The 18,247-nt window shown below is 49.7% G+C and carries 12 protein-coding genes and 5 pseudogenes; 8 read left to right on the top strand and 9 right to left on the bottom strand.

Going from position 1 to position 18,247, the window contains the following annotated elements:
* Positions 1-109 precede the first annotated feature (109 nt).
* From HV302_RS27785 to HV302_RS27800, 4 genes are all read right to left on the bottom strand, one after another.
* Positions 110-322 (bottom strand): KTSC domain-containing protein, encoded by a 213-nt coding sequence (locus HV302_RS27785; RefSeq protein ID WP_117249891.1) that lies wholly within the window; start codon positions 320-322, stop codon positions 110-112.
* A 16-nt stretch (positions 323-338) separates the two neighbouring features.
* On the bottom strand, positions 339-2,099 hold the full coding sequence (locus HV302_RS27790) for an ATP-binding protein (protein WP_117249890.1): 1,761 nt from the start codon (positions 2,097-2,099) through the stop codon (positions 339-341).
* A complete protein-coding gene (locus tag HV302_RS27795) occupies positions 2,089-3,282 on the bottom strand; it encodes an SIR2 family protein (protein ID WP_117249889.1) in 1,194 nt (397 codons plus the stop codon). Before HV302_RS27795 ends, HV302_RS27790 begins: the two co-directional genes overlap by 11 nt.
* A gap of 78 nt (positions 3,283-3,360) precedes the next feature.
* Entirely contained in the window at positions 3,361-3,933 is a 573-nt protein-coding gene (locus HV302_RS27800; RefSeq protein WP_117249888.1) for a recombinase family protein, read from the bottom strand.
* A 159-nt stretch (positions 3,934-4,092) separates the two neighbouring features.
* On the opposite strand from HV302_RS27800, the pseudogene HV302_RS27805 reads away from it, so the two are divergent.
* A pseudogene (locus HV302_RS27805) lies at positions 4,093-5,622 on the top strand (DUF4158 domain-containing protein); the annotation flags it as partial.
* 18 nt (positions 5,623-5,640) lie between these two features.
* Here HV302_RS27805 and HV302_RS27810 read toward each other — a convergent pair.
* Positions 5,641-6,788, bottom strand: a protein-coding gene (locus tag HV302_RS27810) for an IS3 family transposase (protein ID WP_087770335.1) whose coding sequence is annotated in 2 segments (ribosomal slippage) — positions 5,641-6,551 and positions 6,551-6,788 — 1,149 coding nt in all. Because the reading frame shifts where the segments join, the coding sequence is not laid out codon by codon here.
* 60 nt (positions 6,789-6,848) lie between these two features.
* Between HV302_RS27810 and HV302_RS27815 the strand changes: the two are divergent.
* The 5 genes and pseudogenes from HV302_RS27815 to HV302_RS27830 form a co-directional block, all read left to right on the top strand.
* A pseudogene (locus HV302_RS27815) lies at positions 6,849-8,339 on the top strand (Tn3 family transposase); the annotation flags it as partial.
* A 225-nt stretch (positions 8,340-8,564) separates the two neighbouring features.
* Entirely contained in the window at positions 8,565-8,936 is a 372-nt protein-coding gene (locus HV302_RS27820) for a hypothetical protein (protein ID WP_004099020.1), read from the top strand.
* A gap of 317 nt (positions 8,937-9,253) precedes the next feature.
* Positions 9,254-10,522 carry an IS4-like element ISApu1 family transposase gene (locus HV302_RS27825; protein ID WP_011191342.1) on the top strand — a complete coding sequence of 423 codons (1,269 nt, stop codon included), beginning with the start codon at positions 9,254-9,256 and terminating at the stop codon, positions 10,520-10,522.
* Positions 10,523-10,536: 14 nt separating this feature from the next.
* Positions 10,537-10,617 (top strand): annotated as a pseudogene (locus tag HV302_RS28710) (hypothetical protein); the annotation flags it as partial.
* A gap of 605 nt (positions 10,618-11,222) precedes the next feature.
* A pseudogene (locus HV302_RS27830) lies at positions 11,223-11,306 on the top strand (SOS response-associated peptidase); the annotation flags it as partial.
* Positions 11,307-11,363: 57 nt separating this feature from the next.
* Here HV302_RS27830 and HV302_RS27835 read toward each other — a convergent pair.
* The 4 genes and pseudogenes from HV302_RS27835 to ltrA all read right to left on the bottom strand — a co-directional run bounded on the left by HV302_RS27835 (position 11,364) and on the right by ltrA (position 16,130).
* Complete coding sequence (locus HV302_RS27835) at positions 11,364-12,332, bottom strand: IS5 family transposase (RefSeq protein WP_077253318.1); 969 nt, start codon at positions 12,330-12,332, stop codon at positions 11,364-11,366.
* Between the two features lie 1,143 nt (positions 12,333-13,475).
* Positions 13,476-13,784: pseudogene (locus tag HV302_RS27840) on the bottom strand (replication initiation protein); the annotation flags it as partial.
* A gap of 9 nt (positions 13,785-13,793) precedes the next feature.
* A protein-coding gene (locus HV302_RS27845; protein WP_223811526.1) for an IS1 family transposase occupies positions 13,794-14,491 on the bottom strand; the annotation gives its coding sequence in 2 pieces (ribosomal slippage) (positions 13,794-14,242 and positions 14,242-14,491; 699 coding nt in all).
* Positions 14,492-14,642: 151 nt separating this feature from the next.
* Positions 14,643-16,130, bottom strand: coding sequence for a group II intron reverse transcriptase/maturase (ltrA, locus tag HV302_RS27850; protein WP_023300763.1), 1,488 nt, complete (start codon positions 16,128-16,130; stop codon positions 14,643-14,645).
* Positions 16,131-16,535: 405 nt separating this feature from the next.
* Between ltrA and umuD the strand changes: the two genes are divergently transcribed.
* Complete coding sequence (gene umuD / locus HV302_RS27855; protein WP_000776034.1) at positions 16,536-16,967, top strand: translesion error-prone DNA polymerase V autoproteolytic subunit; 432 nt, start codon at positions 16,536-16,538, stop codon at positions 16,965-16,967.
* Positions 16,967-18,238, top strand: a complete 1,272-nt coding sequence (locus HV302_RS27860) for a Y-family DNA polymerase (RefSeq protein ID WP_004118291.1) — start codon at positions 16,967-16,969, stop codon at positions 18,236-18,238. The genes umuD and HV302_RS27860 overlap by 1 nt, the downstream gene beginning before the upstream one ends.
* Positions 18,239-18,247 lie beyond the last annotated feature (9 nt).

Here is an 18,247-nt window from a genome sequence, read left to right on the forward strand (position 1 = left end):
GGAAATAAAATAAAAACATTATTAAACAATTAGTTGCTCTACCATAATAAGATGCAATCAGTGACTACCACCGACCACTGTTATGATTCGGTGGCAGTTCACTTATAGGTTATCCTACTTGAGACTCACGATAATTATTCTTTATGAAGCTATGGAAAAATTTACCGTGTGATTCTGCCCCATCAAACTCGTACCAACTTGTAAGCGAGAAATCATAGTAGTTCCAGACAGCACCACTATTAAATTCAATCTCTAATGTAGAAATAGATTCATCGTACCCGATACTCCGAATCATGCTTGATGAAATACTTCTTCTTTCCATTTTTACACTCCTTTGGTTAGATTTTCTGTTCACGTATTTTAGTCACAACGGTTTTATAGTTATCAGCATCTTGAGGGAATTCTTTTGTCCAACATTCGATCAACTTCGGATCTTCACTGGTTGGTCTTGGATGATTCAATTTCAATCTAACTCGAGATGGAATTTTTATAGCTTCACCTGAAATAACGGCCTCACCTATACGCAAAGATGCTAGAAGGTCCATAAGACTATTTAGATTATCGGGCGCCGATGATTTCACTATAGATTGGTCACTTGAATTGGTAAGCCGAAGAGCTATCAGCGTGCCAATTTGGGAAATTATAGTCTCCGACAACTCTGAGGGGCGTTGAGAAATAACTAATGCTCCTACGCCAAATTTTCTACCCTCTTTAAATATTTTTTCAACCGCAGCTTTTGAATAATTACTCTTATCATTTTTTCCTAGATACGTATGAGCTTCCTCGAATGCTAAGAGCAGTGGTCTTTGCTTACCGGTATATGATTCTTTACGTCCCCAAAACATGCTGTCGTAAACAAACCGTGTAATCAAGCCTATAGTTATGTCTAGTACTTCAAATGGGACACCGCTAAGATCTAGTATTGTTAATCTCTGCTCACATCCTATCCAATCCGCTAGTAAATCATGCAAATCTTTTTCAGAATCTGCCGTTTTATAATCTCCAGGATTGAACAAAAAATCATATCTCGTATCTCTTAGCCGAGAAAGTAATTTTTTCTCATAAGAAAAATACTCCATATGTTTAGACTTATAAGGTGCTGTACTACTCATTGAATAAGGCTCAAATGTCGCTGGTGTCAATGTTTCTGCGTCTCCAGCATTCTTTTCTTGAGCAGTTTTCTTGGTTTGCTCATCTTTCGTTGTAGAAGAAAATGATGCGTTAAGACACCAATTCATCTCATGCCATAACCGCCTTGCGCTAAAAGGAATAGGCGAATCCGCTGTAACAAGATCTACATTAACAACACCGGCCTTTAAATTTATATTTTCTTTCTTTAGTTCAGTTACGAGGTCCCTCAGTAAACGATATTCTATTTTCTGCTCATCACGATGATCGGCACCTACTAAGAAATATGCTAGTTCTTCAAAGGTCATCAACCAGAAAGGTATTATTAATGGAGAACCTTCTTCGTTAATTTTAAGAACCTTGGCATCGGGAAAAGCAGAGGAATATTCGCCATGTGGGTCTACCAATATAATCCTTGAACCAACATAACCATGTAGAATAGATTTCAGAATACTGACAGTAGTATTGGATTTTCCGCTACCTGTTGATCCCAAAATACCACAGTGACGTAAAATTAAATTATGAGTATCTACATAAACACCTAAATTTTCAGATGAAGAATGTTTCCCAATTTCAATGGAACCAGCATCCTTTTCCCCATAGATTTCAAATAGGTCGTGTTCAATTACAAGATGTACTTCATCACCTATTGTAGGATAAGTACCCACTCCTTTCTCAAACTCACTGTCACCTATTTTTTCTCCAATTAGTTGTACTGAAAGGAATTTTGAGCTCACTCTATGCTCATCATCACTGCTATCTGCAAATGGTCTGTCACTTACCGCAGCAACGATAGCGTAGATAGTAATATTTCCCATTGGCATTTTTACAAATGTGCCGATCTGACCAATTTTATACAATCGACCATTAATTATTGGCGCTGCGGAAGGTATTTCTGATGAAACTTCCACCTCTACAGTACTGGAATCCACACGAATAACCTTTCCTAAATATGTAGAGTCAGTCTTCATTTATAGATACCTCAATCTCGCTGCTACGGCCAGAATTTCCAACTAAGAACTCAACCAAATAGTTAAAATCGCCAAGCAAGAACTGTTCATCTTCGGTATTCCAAAAACCATCACACTTTTCTTTGTTTTTTAGCTCGGATTGATCAAGTGACCATTTCCCTAACGTTCCGTTTATAATCGCAGTAGTTGGTCCGAATACAGACAAATTTAGATATCCAGCCGAGAGTGAATGCAATTTTTTGACTTCACTGTCTGCATAAAAAAAGACAACAACACTAAGTCTGTTGTTTTGCCTTAAACAATTAAAAATAATTTCATTTATATGCTGATCTAAAAAAGAATATCCAGTGAAAATGAATAAGAGCTCGCCACTAAGCAGATAGTTTTTAAGGCGGTCGAAGTAAACCAAAAACGGTTGCCTACGTGATAGGTCATATTTTTCTTTTGATGGATAGATGACTATCTCATTTTTCTCTTCTTCAATTTTATCTATTTTCCCAAGGCGTATAACTTTATGCGATTTAAGATTGTCTCTTTTTTTCCAAAACCAGCTAAGAGAACCATGTATCTTCCATAATCGAATCCAGTTCTGAGTTAGGTCGTTTCTACGAACGAGTGTTTCGACACTTTCTTGCCAAAAAAATGGTTCGTAAGAACCAACAAAACCATCAAAATATGGTGCGCGAATAGCTTCGAGGGATTTCTCTATTACCAGATCATAATTTGTAGTAAAAATTTCTTTTGAAAAATCTCTGTTTTGCATGTTTAACCATGCGAAAAATTTCTTTGGTGCAGTCAGATTAGCGTCGGCTTCTTTTTCTGTAATTATATTATAAATATTTTTACAAATTTCAACATCCAGATCACGTGCGTTTATGCCAGAAACTCCGAGGAATTCTCTATCAGGCCTTTCTTCAGTAATTTCTCGAATCCGTCTTATCTGATTAAGAATATCTTCAATGCTAATTGTTTCATCAGGCTTAGATAAGTCAGTTTTAATAACATTAAAATAATCCAACAATGGTTCTGTTAATGCACTTTCGACCTGAACAGTCAATTGAGATATATTTGGCAAGCCTAAAGCGCAGGAGGTACCGGCCCCCATAAAGAAACCAATGTTTTTAGCGTAGGATAGTTGACTTTTTAGCTCACGAATTTCTTTAATTAGATTTATTTCTTCCATAGCTTTTAATTCCTTATCATAATTTGTTGTATGACTTGTTCTCTGCTTATAATAGTTCTTTTTAAATCATGATTAATATTATCTTTCTGATGATTTTTGATTATTTTCAGATTTTTTTAGCCGAAAATAAGTAGCCCGAGAAACCCCTGTTTTTTCTAGAATTATTTTTTCTGATTGCTTTTGATTGATAAGTTGTCTGACAAGTGCTGCTTTCGAGTGCGGCTTCCGTCCAAATTTGACACCGGATGCCATCGCAACAATTCTGCCGTCATTAGTACGTTCCAGAATACGTTCTCGTTCTGCTTCTGCAACAGCTGCCAAAATTTGAATCACCATTTTCCCCATAGTTCCTTCTGTACTTAGTCCGTTCTCCAGAAAACGAATGGCTATTCCCTTTTTATAGCAAGCATCAACAATGTGGATCATGTCTGCGGTATTGCGGCCAAGCCGATCCATTTTGGTACAAATAATGATGTCATCCTTTTCTGCACGGGCGAGCAGTCGCTGTAACCCTTCGCGCTCATCCGTGGCTCCTGACATCATATCAGTAAAAATCCGGTCATCTCTGACACCGACAGATTTCAGTTCCGTGATCTGTACCGTCAGTTTCTGATGGCTGGTTGATACTCTTGCATATCCCAGTAATGCCATATTGGTCTCACAAATCGATATTGATACTGCGTAGTATCATAAAGTATAAATCGCGATTTTTGATACTCATGTTTGACGTCGTTTTGAGCGGTCTCAAAACTTATAACATTTGAGATAGTTAAAAATAGACCTAAGTCATAGTTACGCAAGGAGTGCTGGATGCCTATCGATTTTTTGACTGAAGAGCAGAAGCAAAATTATGGGCGTTATGCGGCAGAGCCGAACGAGGTACAACTTTCCCGTTATTTTATTCTGGATGAAAATGACCTGATATTCATCGCACAAAGGCGCGGGGACCAAAACCGTCTTGGTATAGCCCTTCAACTAACATCCGTCCGATTTTTAGGAGCGTTCCTGCCTGATTTGGCTCTGGTTCCGCACAATGTACAAACCTTTGTTGCCACGCAGCTTTCAATCAGTCGGACTGATATTCTGGCTGAATACGCAAAACGAGAACCAACCCGCTGGGAGCATTATGCTCAAATCAAAAAATATTATCACTATCATGAGTTCGGGGAGTTTCCGTGGACATTCAGATTGAACCGGTTGCTGTATACCCGAGCCTGGATTAGCAATGAACGCCCCAGCCTGATGTTCGATTTCGCCACCGCATGGCTGGTACAGCATAAAATTTTATTACCAGGAACCACAACACTCTCCAGAGTGATCACCGAAATCCGCGAACGAGCAGCAAACCGTCTTTGGCAAAGATTACTGGCATTGCCCAATGATGAACAGAAACGACAACTGGATGAATTACTGAGCTTTAGTGAAGGTCAGAGAGTATCCATGTTCGAGCAACTGAAAAAAGGTCCTGTGACAGTCAGTAGTCCTGCATTTAACGATGCACTTGATCGTTATAACAAATTGCACCAACTGGGTTTTCAGCAACTTGATTTTACAGGCCTTCCACCGGCTCAGCTAAAAAGTCTTGCTCGCTATGCCAATGTAACCTCGGTAAAAAAGATAGTTCGTATCCCCATGAAGAAACGTACAGCGATACTTATTGCCTTTGTTAAATCATTGGAGGTCATTGCGCTGGATGAAGCCATCGATGTTTTGGATATGCTAATCACTAATATTGCGGGAGAGGCTAAAAAAGCAGGGCAAAAGAAGCGGTTGAGGACGTTGAAGGATTTGGACCGCTCTTCGTTGATACTGGCAAAAGCCTGTGCACTCCTGCTGGATGAGGTAACTGATGATTCCCACCTCCGAAAATCAATTTTTTCCTGCATTTCCAAAGAAAGACTGGCTGAGTCGGTAAAAATGGTCAATGAGTTGGCCCGACCGGCAGACAATAATTTCCAAGATGAAATGATTGAACAATATGGGCGCGTTCGCCGTTTTCTACCCAGAGTTCTTCGGGAATTAACTTTTCTGGCCGCCCCGGCGGGAGAACATACTCTGGCAGCTTTTAACTATTTATCGTCGCTAGGCGCTTCAAGAAAGCACATCCTTGACGATGCTCCAAAAAATATTATTACCGGCCCCTGGAAGCGTTTGGTTTTTGACGAAGAAGGCCGAGTAAGACGGCCTGGCTATTCACTATGTCTACTTGAGCGGTTTCAGGATGCATTAAGGCGGCGGGATATTTATCTTGAGAATAGCGATCGTTGGGGAGATCCACGGTCAAAGCTATTACAAGGGACAGAATGGCAAGCTCAACGCGTCTCTGTCTGTCGAGCATTATGAATCGCCACGGATAATCTAGACACTTCCGAGCCGTTGATAATACTGGTTTTCATATTCTGTCGGTGACATCTGATCGCTAGAACCATGCCGACGCTTACTGTTATAAAACATTTCGATGTAATCAAAAATATCGCTGCGGGCTTCTTCCCGCGTTCCGTAGATCTTTTTCTTTATCCGTTCGCGTTTCAACAACTGGAAAAAGCTTTCTGCAACCGCATTATCATGGCAGTTACCGCGACGGCTCATGCTGCCCTCCAGGCCGTGTGATTTCAGGAACGACTGCCACTCATGGCTTGTGTACTGACTGCCCTGATCCGAATGAACCAGCACCTGTTTTTGGGGATTACGCCGCCATACAGCCATCAGCAGTGCGTTCAGGACAATGTCCTTTGTCATCCGGGATTGCATGGACCAGCCGATAATTTTGCGTGAGAACAGATCAACAACCACGGCAAGATACAGCCAGCCTTCGTGGGTCCTGATGTAGGTTATGTCCGTTACCCAACGCTCATCCGGAGCATCCGGGTTGAACTGTCGCTGGAGCCTGTTGGGCGACACGATACTGGCCTCGCCTTTACGTGCCCGCGGGCTCCGGTATCCGACCTGAGCCTTTATCCCGACACGTTTCATCAGTCGCCAGACTCTGTTCACTCCGCACTGTTGCCCGCTGTCCCGCAGATCCAGATGGATTTTGCGATAACCATAGACGCATCCCGATTCCAGCCAGAACTGTTTAATCTGTCCTGTCAGTCTCAGGTCTGCCTGATGGCGTTGTGAATGCGGCTGCTGAAGCCAGGCGTAAAAACCACTGGGATGAACATCCAGCACCCGACAGAGCAGGCGAACAGGCCAGCAACAGGTGTTGTCACGGATAAAGGCGTACCTCAGTCGGACAGCTTTGCGAAGTACGCCGCGGCTTTTTTTAATATGTCCCGTTCGTCGGTAACCCGCTTCAGCTCTTTCTGGAGACGGCGGATCTCGGCCTGAGCATCTGACTCTTCTTTATTAGTGGAAGAATCCGGACCGTACTTCTTTATCCAGGCGTAAAGGCTGTGGGTGGTGATATCGAGACGTGTTGCAACGCTGGCAACAGAATAACCGCGATCAACAACCTGTTTGACTGCTTCAATTTTAAACTCTTCGGGATAACGCTTACCGCTCATGGGCACCTCTCTTTAAGCCATCTTAAATGACTCTGAGGTGTCTGTTAAACCCGTGGCGATTCATTAGGCCACCCTGTCAATGCTCAGCAGGCAACAGAAAAGCTTGCTCAGCAGTTAGATTTTGCCTGGAAAGCGGTAGCTGATAGCTTTGATGATAATGCGTCAGTCCATATCGAATACGGGGGGAAACATCCTACGTTGACTATCAGCAGCCTAGAGAAACTGGATGAATCACCAAGTCTGATAGCTCTCAACAGACAAGTCAGAGGTCTTTTACCTTTGGTGGATCTGACTGAGCTCTTACTGGAAATCAATGCCCATACAGGATTTGCCGAAGAATTTACTCATGTCAGCGAGTCTAATGCGCGAGCGAAAGATCTGCATATCAGCATTTGTGCTGTATTACTGGCAGAAGCCTGCAACATTGGCTTTGAACCATTAATTAAGCACAATATTCCATCATTAACCCGGCATCGTCTTAGTTGGGTGAAACAAAATTATTTTCGGTCAGAAACCCTTATCAAAGCGAATGCTCGCCTGGTTGATTACCAGGCTACGCTCAGTCTCGCTCAGCGATGGGGTGGTGGAGAGGTCGCATCTGCTGATGGTATGCGTTTTGTTACGCCAGTAAAAACGATTAACGCCGGACCCAATAGAAAATACTTTGGCTCTGATCGTGGAATTACCTGGTACAACTTTATCTCCGATCAGTTTTCTGGTTTTCACGGCATTGTTGTCCCAGGTACGTTGAGAGACTCAATCTTTGTTCTGGAGGGTTTACTTGAACAGCAAACGGGGTTAAATCCACAGGAAATTATGACTGATACAGCAGGTGCCAGTGATTTGATATTCGGTCTGTTCTGGTTGTTGGGATACCAGTTTTCCCCACGTCTGGCGGATGCCGGAGATGCCGTTTTCTGGCGAGTGGATAAAAATGCGAATTACGGCCCTCTCGATGAATTGGCCCGTGGTTGCATCAATCTAGCACTGATTGAGGCTAACTGGGACGATATGATGCGGATTGCGGGTTCTCTTAAATTGGGAACTGTACAAGCATCAGAGCTAATCCGTAGTTTATTGAAGAGCACGCGCCCGTCTAGTTTGGCGCAGGCCATCATTGAAGCTGGGCGAATAAATAAAACGCTATACCTGCTGAATTATATTGATGATGAAGATTATCGTCGCCGAATACTAACGCAACTAAACCGGGGTGAAGGGAGACACAGTGTGGCTCGCGCCATTTGCCATGGTCAACGTGGTGAAATCAGAAAACGCTATCGCGAAGGGCAAGAGGATCAACTTGGATCATTGGGACTGGTAACAAATACTGTTGTTTTATGGAATACGCTGTATATGCAGGAAGCCCTTGGACATATTAATACAGATAGCCAGCCTACTGAAATTAACGAAGAAGATATATCCAGATTATCACCGCTGATGCACGGTCATATCAATATGTTAGGGCATTACTCATTCACCTTGTCTGAAAACGTGATGAATGGTGAATTAAGGCCTTTAAATCAACATGTTAATGAATATGTAGACTCTTAGCGTAGGTTTTCGCCCCATTGGACCTCAAACCCCTTGCTTGAGGTACTGGGTTGCATTGATAATAGTCATGGCTTCGGGCGTGTCGGTTTTTTTTTGCGATTAAATCAGATCACAAACGAAGCCTTTTTTCTATCTATTTCAATTGGTTGTAGCTAAAGATCCTGTACATGACAGGTCACTGCAGCGGCCAAACTGTTGCCACATCTCAGTTCAGGAGGAAACGCAATGACTCAGGAAAGGATCCAGACCCGCTACCCACTCGGCGGCCCCTTCGCCACCCAGGCTGAGCTGGAGCAGGCCATCACCCAGGCCATAACGACCCACAGACAAGATTTCTTCCCTCTGCTGGAACGGCTGGTGGACGTGGGGGACACCCGGGTCAACCTCAGTCAGGAGAACCCGCTGCGGGTGCTCAGCATCGAACTCGCTGACGGCCGTGAAGGAGTGGCCCATATCAACTACGAGTCCAACTTCGCCGAGAGCTGCCTGATTATCAACGAATACGACCAGCACCAGACCAGCCTGGCCTTTCGCCTCGACGGGGATGCACTTATCTTCGACGTCGAACTGCCGATCGCGTGGAATTTCAATAACTGAAGATTCAGCGGTGTAATGCCGCCTGGTTGCTACACCCGGTCAGCCAGCTCCCCTCACCCTAACCCTCTCCCAAAGGGAGAGGGTATCAGCCCGTGCCAACCTCCAGCCGTGGTAGTCACTCCATACTCTGCTGTTATTTCAGGCGCCTGTAATCTTCCCCATATGGCTGTCATCTGAATAGCAATATCCAGCATATAGCCACCATAACCCTCACTCATGTACAGGATCTTTAGCGGCAACCAATTGAAATAGATATAAAAAAGGCTTCGTTTGTGATCTGATTTTATCGCCAAACAAAATCAACACGCGCGAAGCCTATGACTATTATCAACGCTAATTACTATCTGGAGCAACTCTTGGCTCCCGCCGCACTCGAGCGCATTGCTCGGCTCTGCAAGTTTTGTCTGCGTCAGCGTGCCATTACCCCAGCCATGCTCGTACCTGCACTGCTGCGGGCCATGGGAGGCGACCAGGTCAATGACATTGCCGGTTTACACCGCCATTTCAATGCCTTGCAACTGGTAAACACCCATCAGGTTTCTTACAAACCGTTTCACAATCAGCTGCGCAAAGAGAGCTTTGCCCTGTTTATGAAAGCCCTGGTCGAGCGGGCCATCGCCTTGCGTATCGACCATCAACTCAAAGCAGCCTCCCTCGGCGCGTTCAAGCAGGTGTTACTGCACGATGGCACCTCCTTTGCGGTGCATCGGCGCCTTGCTGCTGATTTTCCCGGCCGGTTCAAGACCATCAGTCCGGCAGCTATCGAGTGCCATATGACCATGTCACTGTCGGAGCAGAGCCCGTTGTGCATGAGTGTGTCTGCCGATACCGCAGGGGAACGGCAATTTCTGCCTGAAGCCCACACGCTGACCAACTGCCTGCTGCTGGCTGACGCAGGTTACATTGACAGGGCTTGGTTTGAGCAGGTGAACGACGCTGGCGGATTTTATCTGGTGCGCGGCACGAAAAGCCTGAACCCCAAGATAATCCAAGCCTGGCGCGGTGATGGACGGGAAGTACCCAAGCTGGCGGGACTATCTCTGAGAGAGGCCGGACGGCGACGCTGTCGGGCCGAGGTACTGGATATGGTGGTGAAGTCCGGCCAGGTCGAGTACCGGTTGATCCGGCGCTGGTTTGCTGAGGAAAAGCGGTTCTGTCTGTGGATGACGAACCTACCGCGAGCAGCATGGTCAGCAGAGCAGGTGATGAGCCTGTATCGCTGCCGTTGGCAGGTGGAGTTGTTATTTAAAGAGTGGAAATCGCACAACCGGCTCAAGGGGTTTGTGACGGGCGAGAAAGCGATTGCCGAGGGGTTGGTGTGGACGAGCCTGCTGTCGCTGGTGATGAAGAGACGGGTCGCGCAGAGTGTGATGAGTGGGGCGCTATCGATGCTGAAAGCGTCGAAGAACAGTGCGACGTGGTGGCTACCGCTATTGGAAGCAGTGGCCCATAGGGCGCTGACAGAAATAAGGGAAAGATTGGAATGGGCTGCCGATTATTTGGCCAAGAACGCCTGCCGAACCAAGCAGAGAAAGTCGATACAGAACAGGACCTTGGAAGGCGTTTTAAATGGACTCGCCGCTTAAGGTCCTGTACATGAACCGGCGATTACGTCTGGCGGCAGAGCCGCAGACTGGAAGACGGGAAGTTTCGGCCCTTACGGATGCCCGGAAAACCTTAGCGTACGATTTTTTCCGAATTCTGCGGGCTCCCCAATGAGGCCTTCGCTTACAGCGGCCGCACGCGTCCGCGTCGCTCAGATAAAAGTAGCTCCCATCGCTTCGCGTCGGGCCCCAGCGGAAGAACTGCATTAGTTACAGCATTCAAAAGGAAATCCATCATAAAACCGGCGCCGGTTTGCCGGCCAGGAGCCCCTCCCCACCACTGAAAAGCGCCGCCGCCCCCGGCCGAAGGCCGGGAGTAGTGTCGCTTTTAATAATGGGTGTTGTAACTACTCTTCGTCATCTCTGTGAGTAGTGTCGCGGTAAGTTCTGGGATACACGCTCGTAAGCGGCCCTAACGGCCCGCTAACGCGGAGATACGCCCCGACTGCGGCTGTCGCCTTGCCGGGACCACTCCGACCGCGTACAGAGGCATCTGAGCCGTTTTTAGCGGGTATAGCTTTGCAGGGAAGGGGGTGGGTGAGGCAGAACCTGTCAAAACAGCAGCCGGCTGCGCCGGGCGACGGCGCCATTTACCCGCAGTACTCCATTCAACTTCAGCTGGCGCCTCCATGCCGCTGACGCGGCATTATCTATACTTTAAGTCTGGCCACTGGAGGTAACCATGTGCGGACGTTTTTCTCAGTCTATGACGCGGGAAGAGTATCTTTCTCTCCTCGCCAATGAAGCCGATCGAAATATTGCCTACGGGCTTTGTTGAATAAATCAGATTTCGGGTAAGTCTCCCCCGTAGCGGGTTGTGTTTTCAGGCAATACGCACGCTTTCAGGCATACCTGCTTTCGTCATTTTGTTCAGCGCTCGTACCAGGGCCATAGCCTCCGCAACCTGACCATCGTAGTCACGCAGCGTCAGTGAACCCCCGAACAGCTGTTTTACCCGGTACATCGCCGTTTCCGCTATCGAGCGACGGTTGTAATCTGTTGTCCATTTCCACCGCGCATTACTCCCGGTCATTCGCTGATTAGCCACTGCACGGTTACGGTCTGCATATTCACCGGGCCAGTAACCCGCGCCTTTTCGGGGTGGGATAAGCGCGCTGATTTTCTTACGCCGCAGTTCATCGTGACAGAGCCGGGTGTCGTAAGCGCCGTCTGCCGATGCTGCCCTGATTTTTCTGTGAGTCTGCCGGATAAGACCCGGGAAGGCTTCTGAGTCCGTCACATTGTTCAGCGACAGGTTTGCACAGATGATTTCATGTGTGTTGCTGTCAACTGCCAGATGCAACTTTCGCCATATACGACGGCGTTCCTGGCCATGCTTTTTGACTTTCCATTCGCCTTCACCAAAGACCTTCAGCCCGGTGGAATCAATCACCAGATGCGCGATTTCACCCCGGGTGAACGTTTTGAAACTGACATTAACCGACTTTGCGCGCTTGCTGACACTGGTGTAATCCGGGCAGCGCAACGGAACATTCATCAGTGTAAAAATGGAATCAATAAAACCCTGTGCAGCCCGCAGGGTCAACCTGAACACGCGTTTAATGACCAGAACGGTGGTGATGGCGAGATCAGAATAGCGCTGAGGTCTTCCCCGTGATGAAGGCGTTGCCGACTCATACCAGGCCTGAATAGCTTCATCATCCAGCCAGAAAGTTATGGAGCCACGGTTGATGAGGGCTTTATTGTAGGTGGGCCAGTTGGTTATTTTGAACTTTTGCTTTGCCACGGAACGGTCTGCGTTGTCGGGAAGATGCGTGATCTGATCCTTCAACTCAGCAAAAGTTCGATTTATTCAACAAAGCCGTCTGTGTTGTAAAATGGCGCCGAAAGCCCGGCGTAGCCGGTTGCCGGGCTATAAATTCTGCCACCCTACCCCCTGCCCTGATTAGCCTTAACTCGCGAACAGCAATGAAGAAGTCAAAGTAATCCCTTTTAACCCCGGTGAGCGGGCTTTACGGCGTTTACGACGTAAAGGGCGTGATTTCCGGGGCCTAAGCGGCGGCAGCTTGCTGCTGACGCTTAGGGGGATGTTCATCAACTATTTCAGCGACACCAGGGAACTTAACACGGTAGCTGCAAAGCCCTAATCCCGCTCACCGCCACGCAGCTGCCGTACGTCCCCCACGGGGGTGCGCAGTGCTGCGCGCGGGAACGGCGGCCCGTCTGCGGGACGCGGCGCCGTACTGCGCGTTAGCGGCCGCACGCGGCCGGTTACGGGGGACACTCCGCCATACGACCAGCGACCCGCTGAGCTGCACAATCCACAGATAACACAAGCTACATACATGTCGATATGGGAATCGGCCCACCTTGCCGGGCGCCGGTGCCGTGTGGAAATCCGCCCACCTTGCCGCGCGCCGGTGCTGTGTGGGAATCCGCCCACCTTGCCGCGCGCCGGTGCCGTGTGGGAATCCGCCCACCTTGCCGCGCGCCGGTGCCGTGTGGGAATCCGCCCACCTTGCCGCGCGCCGGTGCCGTGTGGGAATCCGCCCACCTTGCCGGGCGCCGGTGCTGTGTGGAAATCCGCCCACCTTGCCGCGCGCCGGTGCCGTGTGGGAATCCGCCCACCTTGCCGCGCGCCGGTGCCGTGTGGGAATCCGCCCACCTTGCCGGGCGCCGGTGCTGTGTGGAAATCCGCCCACCTTACCGGGCGCCGGTGCTGTGTGGAAATCCGCCCATCTTGCCGGGCGCCGGTGCCGTGTGGGAATCCGCCCACCTTGCCGGGCGCCGGTGCTGTGTGGAAATCCGCCCACCTTACCGGGCGCCGGTGCTGTGTGGAAATCCGCCCATCTTGCCGGGCGCCGGTGCCGTGTGGGAATCCGCCCACCTTACCGGGCGCCGGTGCTGTGTGGAAATCCGCCCATCTTCATGACAAAAATTTGTCAAATGACAGGCTCATGTGTGCTGATTTATGTCAGACGGGATTTTGCTTATCAATTATTGAGAACAGAAATTTTCCTGAATCATCAATACTATACTTAGCAAGTAAAGGTGTTTTCTCATTTATCTGCTTGAGTGCAGGATCAAGGAAAGATCGTTTCAACTCTGCCAAGTTCTTCTGCTGGGATTCCGGTAAGACGAAACGGTCATTTAACCAAGCATGAGTAGTAACCCATAAGCCTGAAGATTTGAATTGAGCAAGACTTTCATAAAGGCGGATCGTCCGGGGATTTCGAAGACTGCCACAATCGCGGAGCGAGTAGGTGGTGAACTGGTTGGTAATGACTCCAACTTACTGATAGTGTTTTATGTTCAGATAATGCCCGATGACTTTGTCATGCAGCGCCACCGATTTTGAGAACGACAGTGACTTCCTGCCCAGCCTTGCCAGATGCTGCCTCAGATTCTGGTTATGCCGCTCAATTCGCTGCGTATATCGCTTGCTGATAACGTGCAGTTCTCCCTTCAGGCGTGATTCATAAAGCGGCCAGCCATCCGTCATCCATACCACGACCTCAAAGGCCGACAGCAGGCCCAGAAGACGCTCCAGCGTGGACAACGTGCGTTCACCGAATACGTGCGCCACAACCGTCCTCCGTATCCTGTCATACGCGTAAAACAACCAGCGCTGGCGTGATTTAGCGCCGACATAACCCCACTGTTCGTCCATTTCCGCGCAAACAATGACGTCACTGCCCGGTTGTATGCGTGAGGTTACCGACTGCGGTCTGAGTTTTTTAAGTGACGTAAAATCGTGTTGAGGCCAACGCCCATAATGCGGGCGGTTGCCCGGCATCCAACGCCATTCATGGCCATATCAATGATTTTCTGGTGCGTACCGGGCTGAGAGGCGGTGTAAGTGAACTGTAGCTGCCATGTTTTACGGCAGTGAGAGCAGAGATAGCGCTGATGTCCGGCAGTACTTTTACCGTTACGCACCACGCCTTCAGTAGCTGAGCAGGAGGGACAACTGATGGAGATGGAAGCCACTGGAGCACCTCAAAGACACCATCGTACACTAAATCAGTAAGTTGGCACCATTATCCGGCAGGCGATCTGGATTATCGTCACGCTGTTAAATATGTCGCGGTAGGGATACCCGTTACCGGATACCCCCCGCACAGATCCCGGCGTGCGCGATTTACGCACCGGGCTCCTGCCTCGGGTGTCTGGCGGTGAACCGCTCCACAGGCCATGGATGAAGAACCCGAACCCTTGGTAGCCATGCGGCTGCCAGTTTGTTTGCTTTCGTCCAGGTCGTATCATCCTTCTGGCTCCTGCGCCTGAGCGCCCGGCGCCAGAGGTTTGTTACGTGTGTCCTGAACTTCTGCATGGTGGGGAAGTTGCCCGGTACCGAGTGATAGTTCAGGTATCCCTGAACCACTCTCCTGAGCCATTTTCCCTGTTCGGGGATTGAGTAATGCCAGCGCCTTCGCAGACCGTCTTTGATGGCTTTCAGAGTTGCCGTCATCCGATCCCGGCGGGTCTTTCGTATCAGCATGAACCTGCCGTTGCGATCTTTCCCGCTGATGTGCGTGAACCCGAGGAAGTTGAACGTTTCTGGTTTGCCTTTTCCCCTGATGGCACGGTTTTCGGCAGCGAAGCGGCCGAACTCCATCAGACGGGTTTTCTCCGGGTGAACCGTGAGTCCGAACTCCCTCAGTCTGCGCTGCATGGCTATACGGAAGCGCCGGGCATCGTATCGTTTGTCGAACCCGATGACGATGTCATCGGCGTATCTGACCATTACCACATTGCCTGTGGCATAGCGACGTCGCCACTGATGCGCCCACAGATCGAAGACGTAGTGGAGGTATATGTTTGCCAGCAGCGGTGAGATGACCGCACCCTGTGGGGTGCCTTCCTCCGTTGCTCGCCATTGACCCTCCTCCAACGTCCCGGCTGTGAGCCACTTACGTATGAGCCTGATTACGCTCCGGTCGCCGATCCGATGCTCTGTGAACCTGATCAGCCATTCGTGGCTCACCCTGTCGAAGAACTGACTGATGTCGGCATCCAGTACCCAGTTTACGTTAGTGCGTACCAGCCCTGTGGCCAGTGCGTCCAGTGCATCGTGCTGGCTTCGCCCGGGTCTGAACCCGTATGAGAACCCCATAAAGTCGTTTTCATAGACTGCGTTCAGGATTTTCACCAGCGCATACTGGACGATCTTGTCCTCCAGCGAGGCGATGCCGAGCGGGCGTTGTTTTCCATCCGCTTTTGGGATGTAGTGACGCCTGCCGGGCTGCGCCCTGTAGCTGCCCTGATGTAGCCTCCGGTGCAGATCTGTTATGTTGTTCTTCATGTTTCCGGCGTAGTCCATCCACCTGATGCCATCCACTCCGGCGGCCGCTTTCCTGCTCAGGGAGAGGAATGCGGCTTCCAGTGCTTCGACTGTCAGCAGGTGGAACAATGCTGTAAACCGTTCTTTCTTCCGCTGCTTCGCAGCTTCCCGCACGCGTGACAGCCTCTGTGACATGCTTTCCCGGCTCTGTGTCCGGCGCATGTGTGGCTGTTCCGCGTTCCCCTTGGCCCCGCTCCTTCGCTCCACTGACTCCGCTCCTTTCGGGTTGTTCGCCTGCTTCGCCGCTACTATGAGCGAGTCCGACTTCTCCTCTCCGTACATCACCGGCTATGACTCCTCGTCTTCCCGGTGCGGGCCGTCTCCGACACTGGCAGATGGTCAGAGGGGAGATCTCCCGGTTCCCGCGTAGAGATCGTATTGACATGCCAGGGTCTCAGACCCCGCCGGGTCCATGTGGCACTCGCAGTATCGCACCCTATGATGTTGCCTTCCGTTAACAGTACAACGTCGGCACCCGGTAATTTAATATACATTTCGTGGCTCAATGGCTGGCCTGTCAACACCCCTGTCAACGCTTCGCCCCATACCTCGCGGTATGCAACGCATGACTCGGGGACCTTGTGGATTGCTGGTCCTTCAATGGTCGGGGACTTTCACCCCTTGATCTCTACCGGTCTCCCGGCGAACACTGTATGTATAACCAGTAAAATTAGAGTGTCAGGAGGAAAGATGAAACTACAACTTTTCAGCACCGGGAAAGAACTCCCGCCACAGGCCCATCCATTGTTTGCCGATCTGGCCAGCTGCGGTTTTCCCAGCCCTGCTGCTGACTATGTCGAGTCCGATCTGGATCTCCATGATTACTGCATACGGCATCCGAGCGCGACGTACTACCTGCGTGCCAGCGGAGACAGCATGGCCGACGGCAGTCTGTACAATGGCGATCTGCTGGTTGTGGACAGTGCTGAAAAGCCGCGGCACGGCGATATCGTTGTCGCCAGCATGCAGGGGGAGTTTACGGTGAAACGGCTTCTGCTGACGCCGCGACTGACGCTGCAGCCCATGAATGCCTCCTGGTCGCCGATTTATCCTGATCCCGACGAGCTGGATATCTTTGGCGTCGTCACGCATATCATCCACCGCCCGAGGGAGATGTACTGATGTTTGCCCTGGCCGATGTGAACAGCTTCTATGCCAGCTGTGAACGTGTTTTCCGCCCGGATTTGAAAGGAAAGCCGATAGTCGTCCTGAGCAACAACGACGGGAATGTAATCGCTCGCAGTGCCGAGGCGAAGCCCTGGATCAAAATGGGAACTCCGTGGTTTCAGATAAAAAACGAAAGATACCCGGAAAAAATATATGCGTTTTCAAGTAATTATGAACTTTACGCCTCGATATCGGCGCGCGTGATGAACTGCCTGGAGGAACTGGCCCCCAGGGTGGAACAGTATTCAATTGATGAGATGTTCCTCGACCTGACCGGCGTGGAGCACTGTATGGGGCTTGAGGACTTCGCCCGGCAGCTGCGTCAGCAGGTGTATGACTGTACCCGCCTGACCATTGGCGTGGGCGCCGGACCAACGAAAACCCTCGCAAAATCAGCCCAGTGGGCCTCAAAAGAGTGGAAACAGTTTCATGGCGTACTCGCTCTGACCAGGGGAAATCCGCAAAGGACGCGGAAACTGCTTTCACTGCAGCCGGTTGAAGAAATCTGGGGGGTGGGTAACCGTATTGCACGCAAGCTAAATGTGCTGGGCATAAAAACCGCGCTCGATCTGGCTCTGACGAACCCGGCCTTCATCCGCAAAAATTTTTCTGTCGTCCTTGAGCGAACGGTACGGGAACTGAACGGGGAAAGCTGCCTTTCGCTTGAGGAAGCCCCTCCGACGAAACAGCAAATTGTCTGCAGCCGCAGTTTTGGCGTGAAGATCACGGAGTACGAGTCACTCCGTCAGGCTATCTGTCAGCACGCAGAGCGGGCCTCTGAAAAACTGCGTAAAGAGCACCAGTATTGCCGGCATATTTCCGTTTTCATCAAAACGTCTCCGTTCGCCATTAAAGAGCCTTACTACGGCAACGTGGCTACGGAAAAACTTCTTACACCCACTCAGGACACCAGGGACATCATTGCAGCCGCTACAACGGCTCTGGAGCGTATCTGGAGGGATGGGCACCGGTATGCCAAAGCCGGAGTTATGCTGAATGACTTCACCGGCTCCGGAGTTTCGCAGCTGCAACTGTTCGACGAACGCCCGCCACGCCCTCACAGTGCTGAGCTGATGAGGGTTCTGGACGGGATCAACAACTCAGGGCTGGGTAAAGTATGGTTTGCGGGGCGGGGTATGGCCCCGGAATGGCAGATGAAACGGGAGATGCTTTCTCCTGCTTATACGACACGATGGTCAGATATTCCTGCAGCGAAACTGGCGTGAAACTATGGC

Origin of the sequence: Citrobacter sp. RHBSTW-00859, from assembly GCF_013729795.1 — a bacterium.
Classification (GTDB): Bacteria; Pseudomonadota; Gammaproteobacteria; order Enterobacterales; family Enterobacteriaceae; genus Citrobacter; species Citrobacter braakii.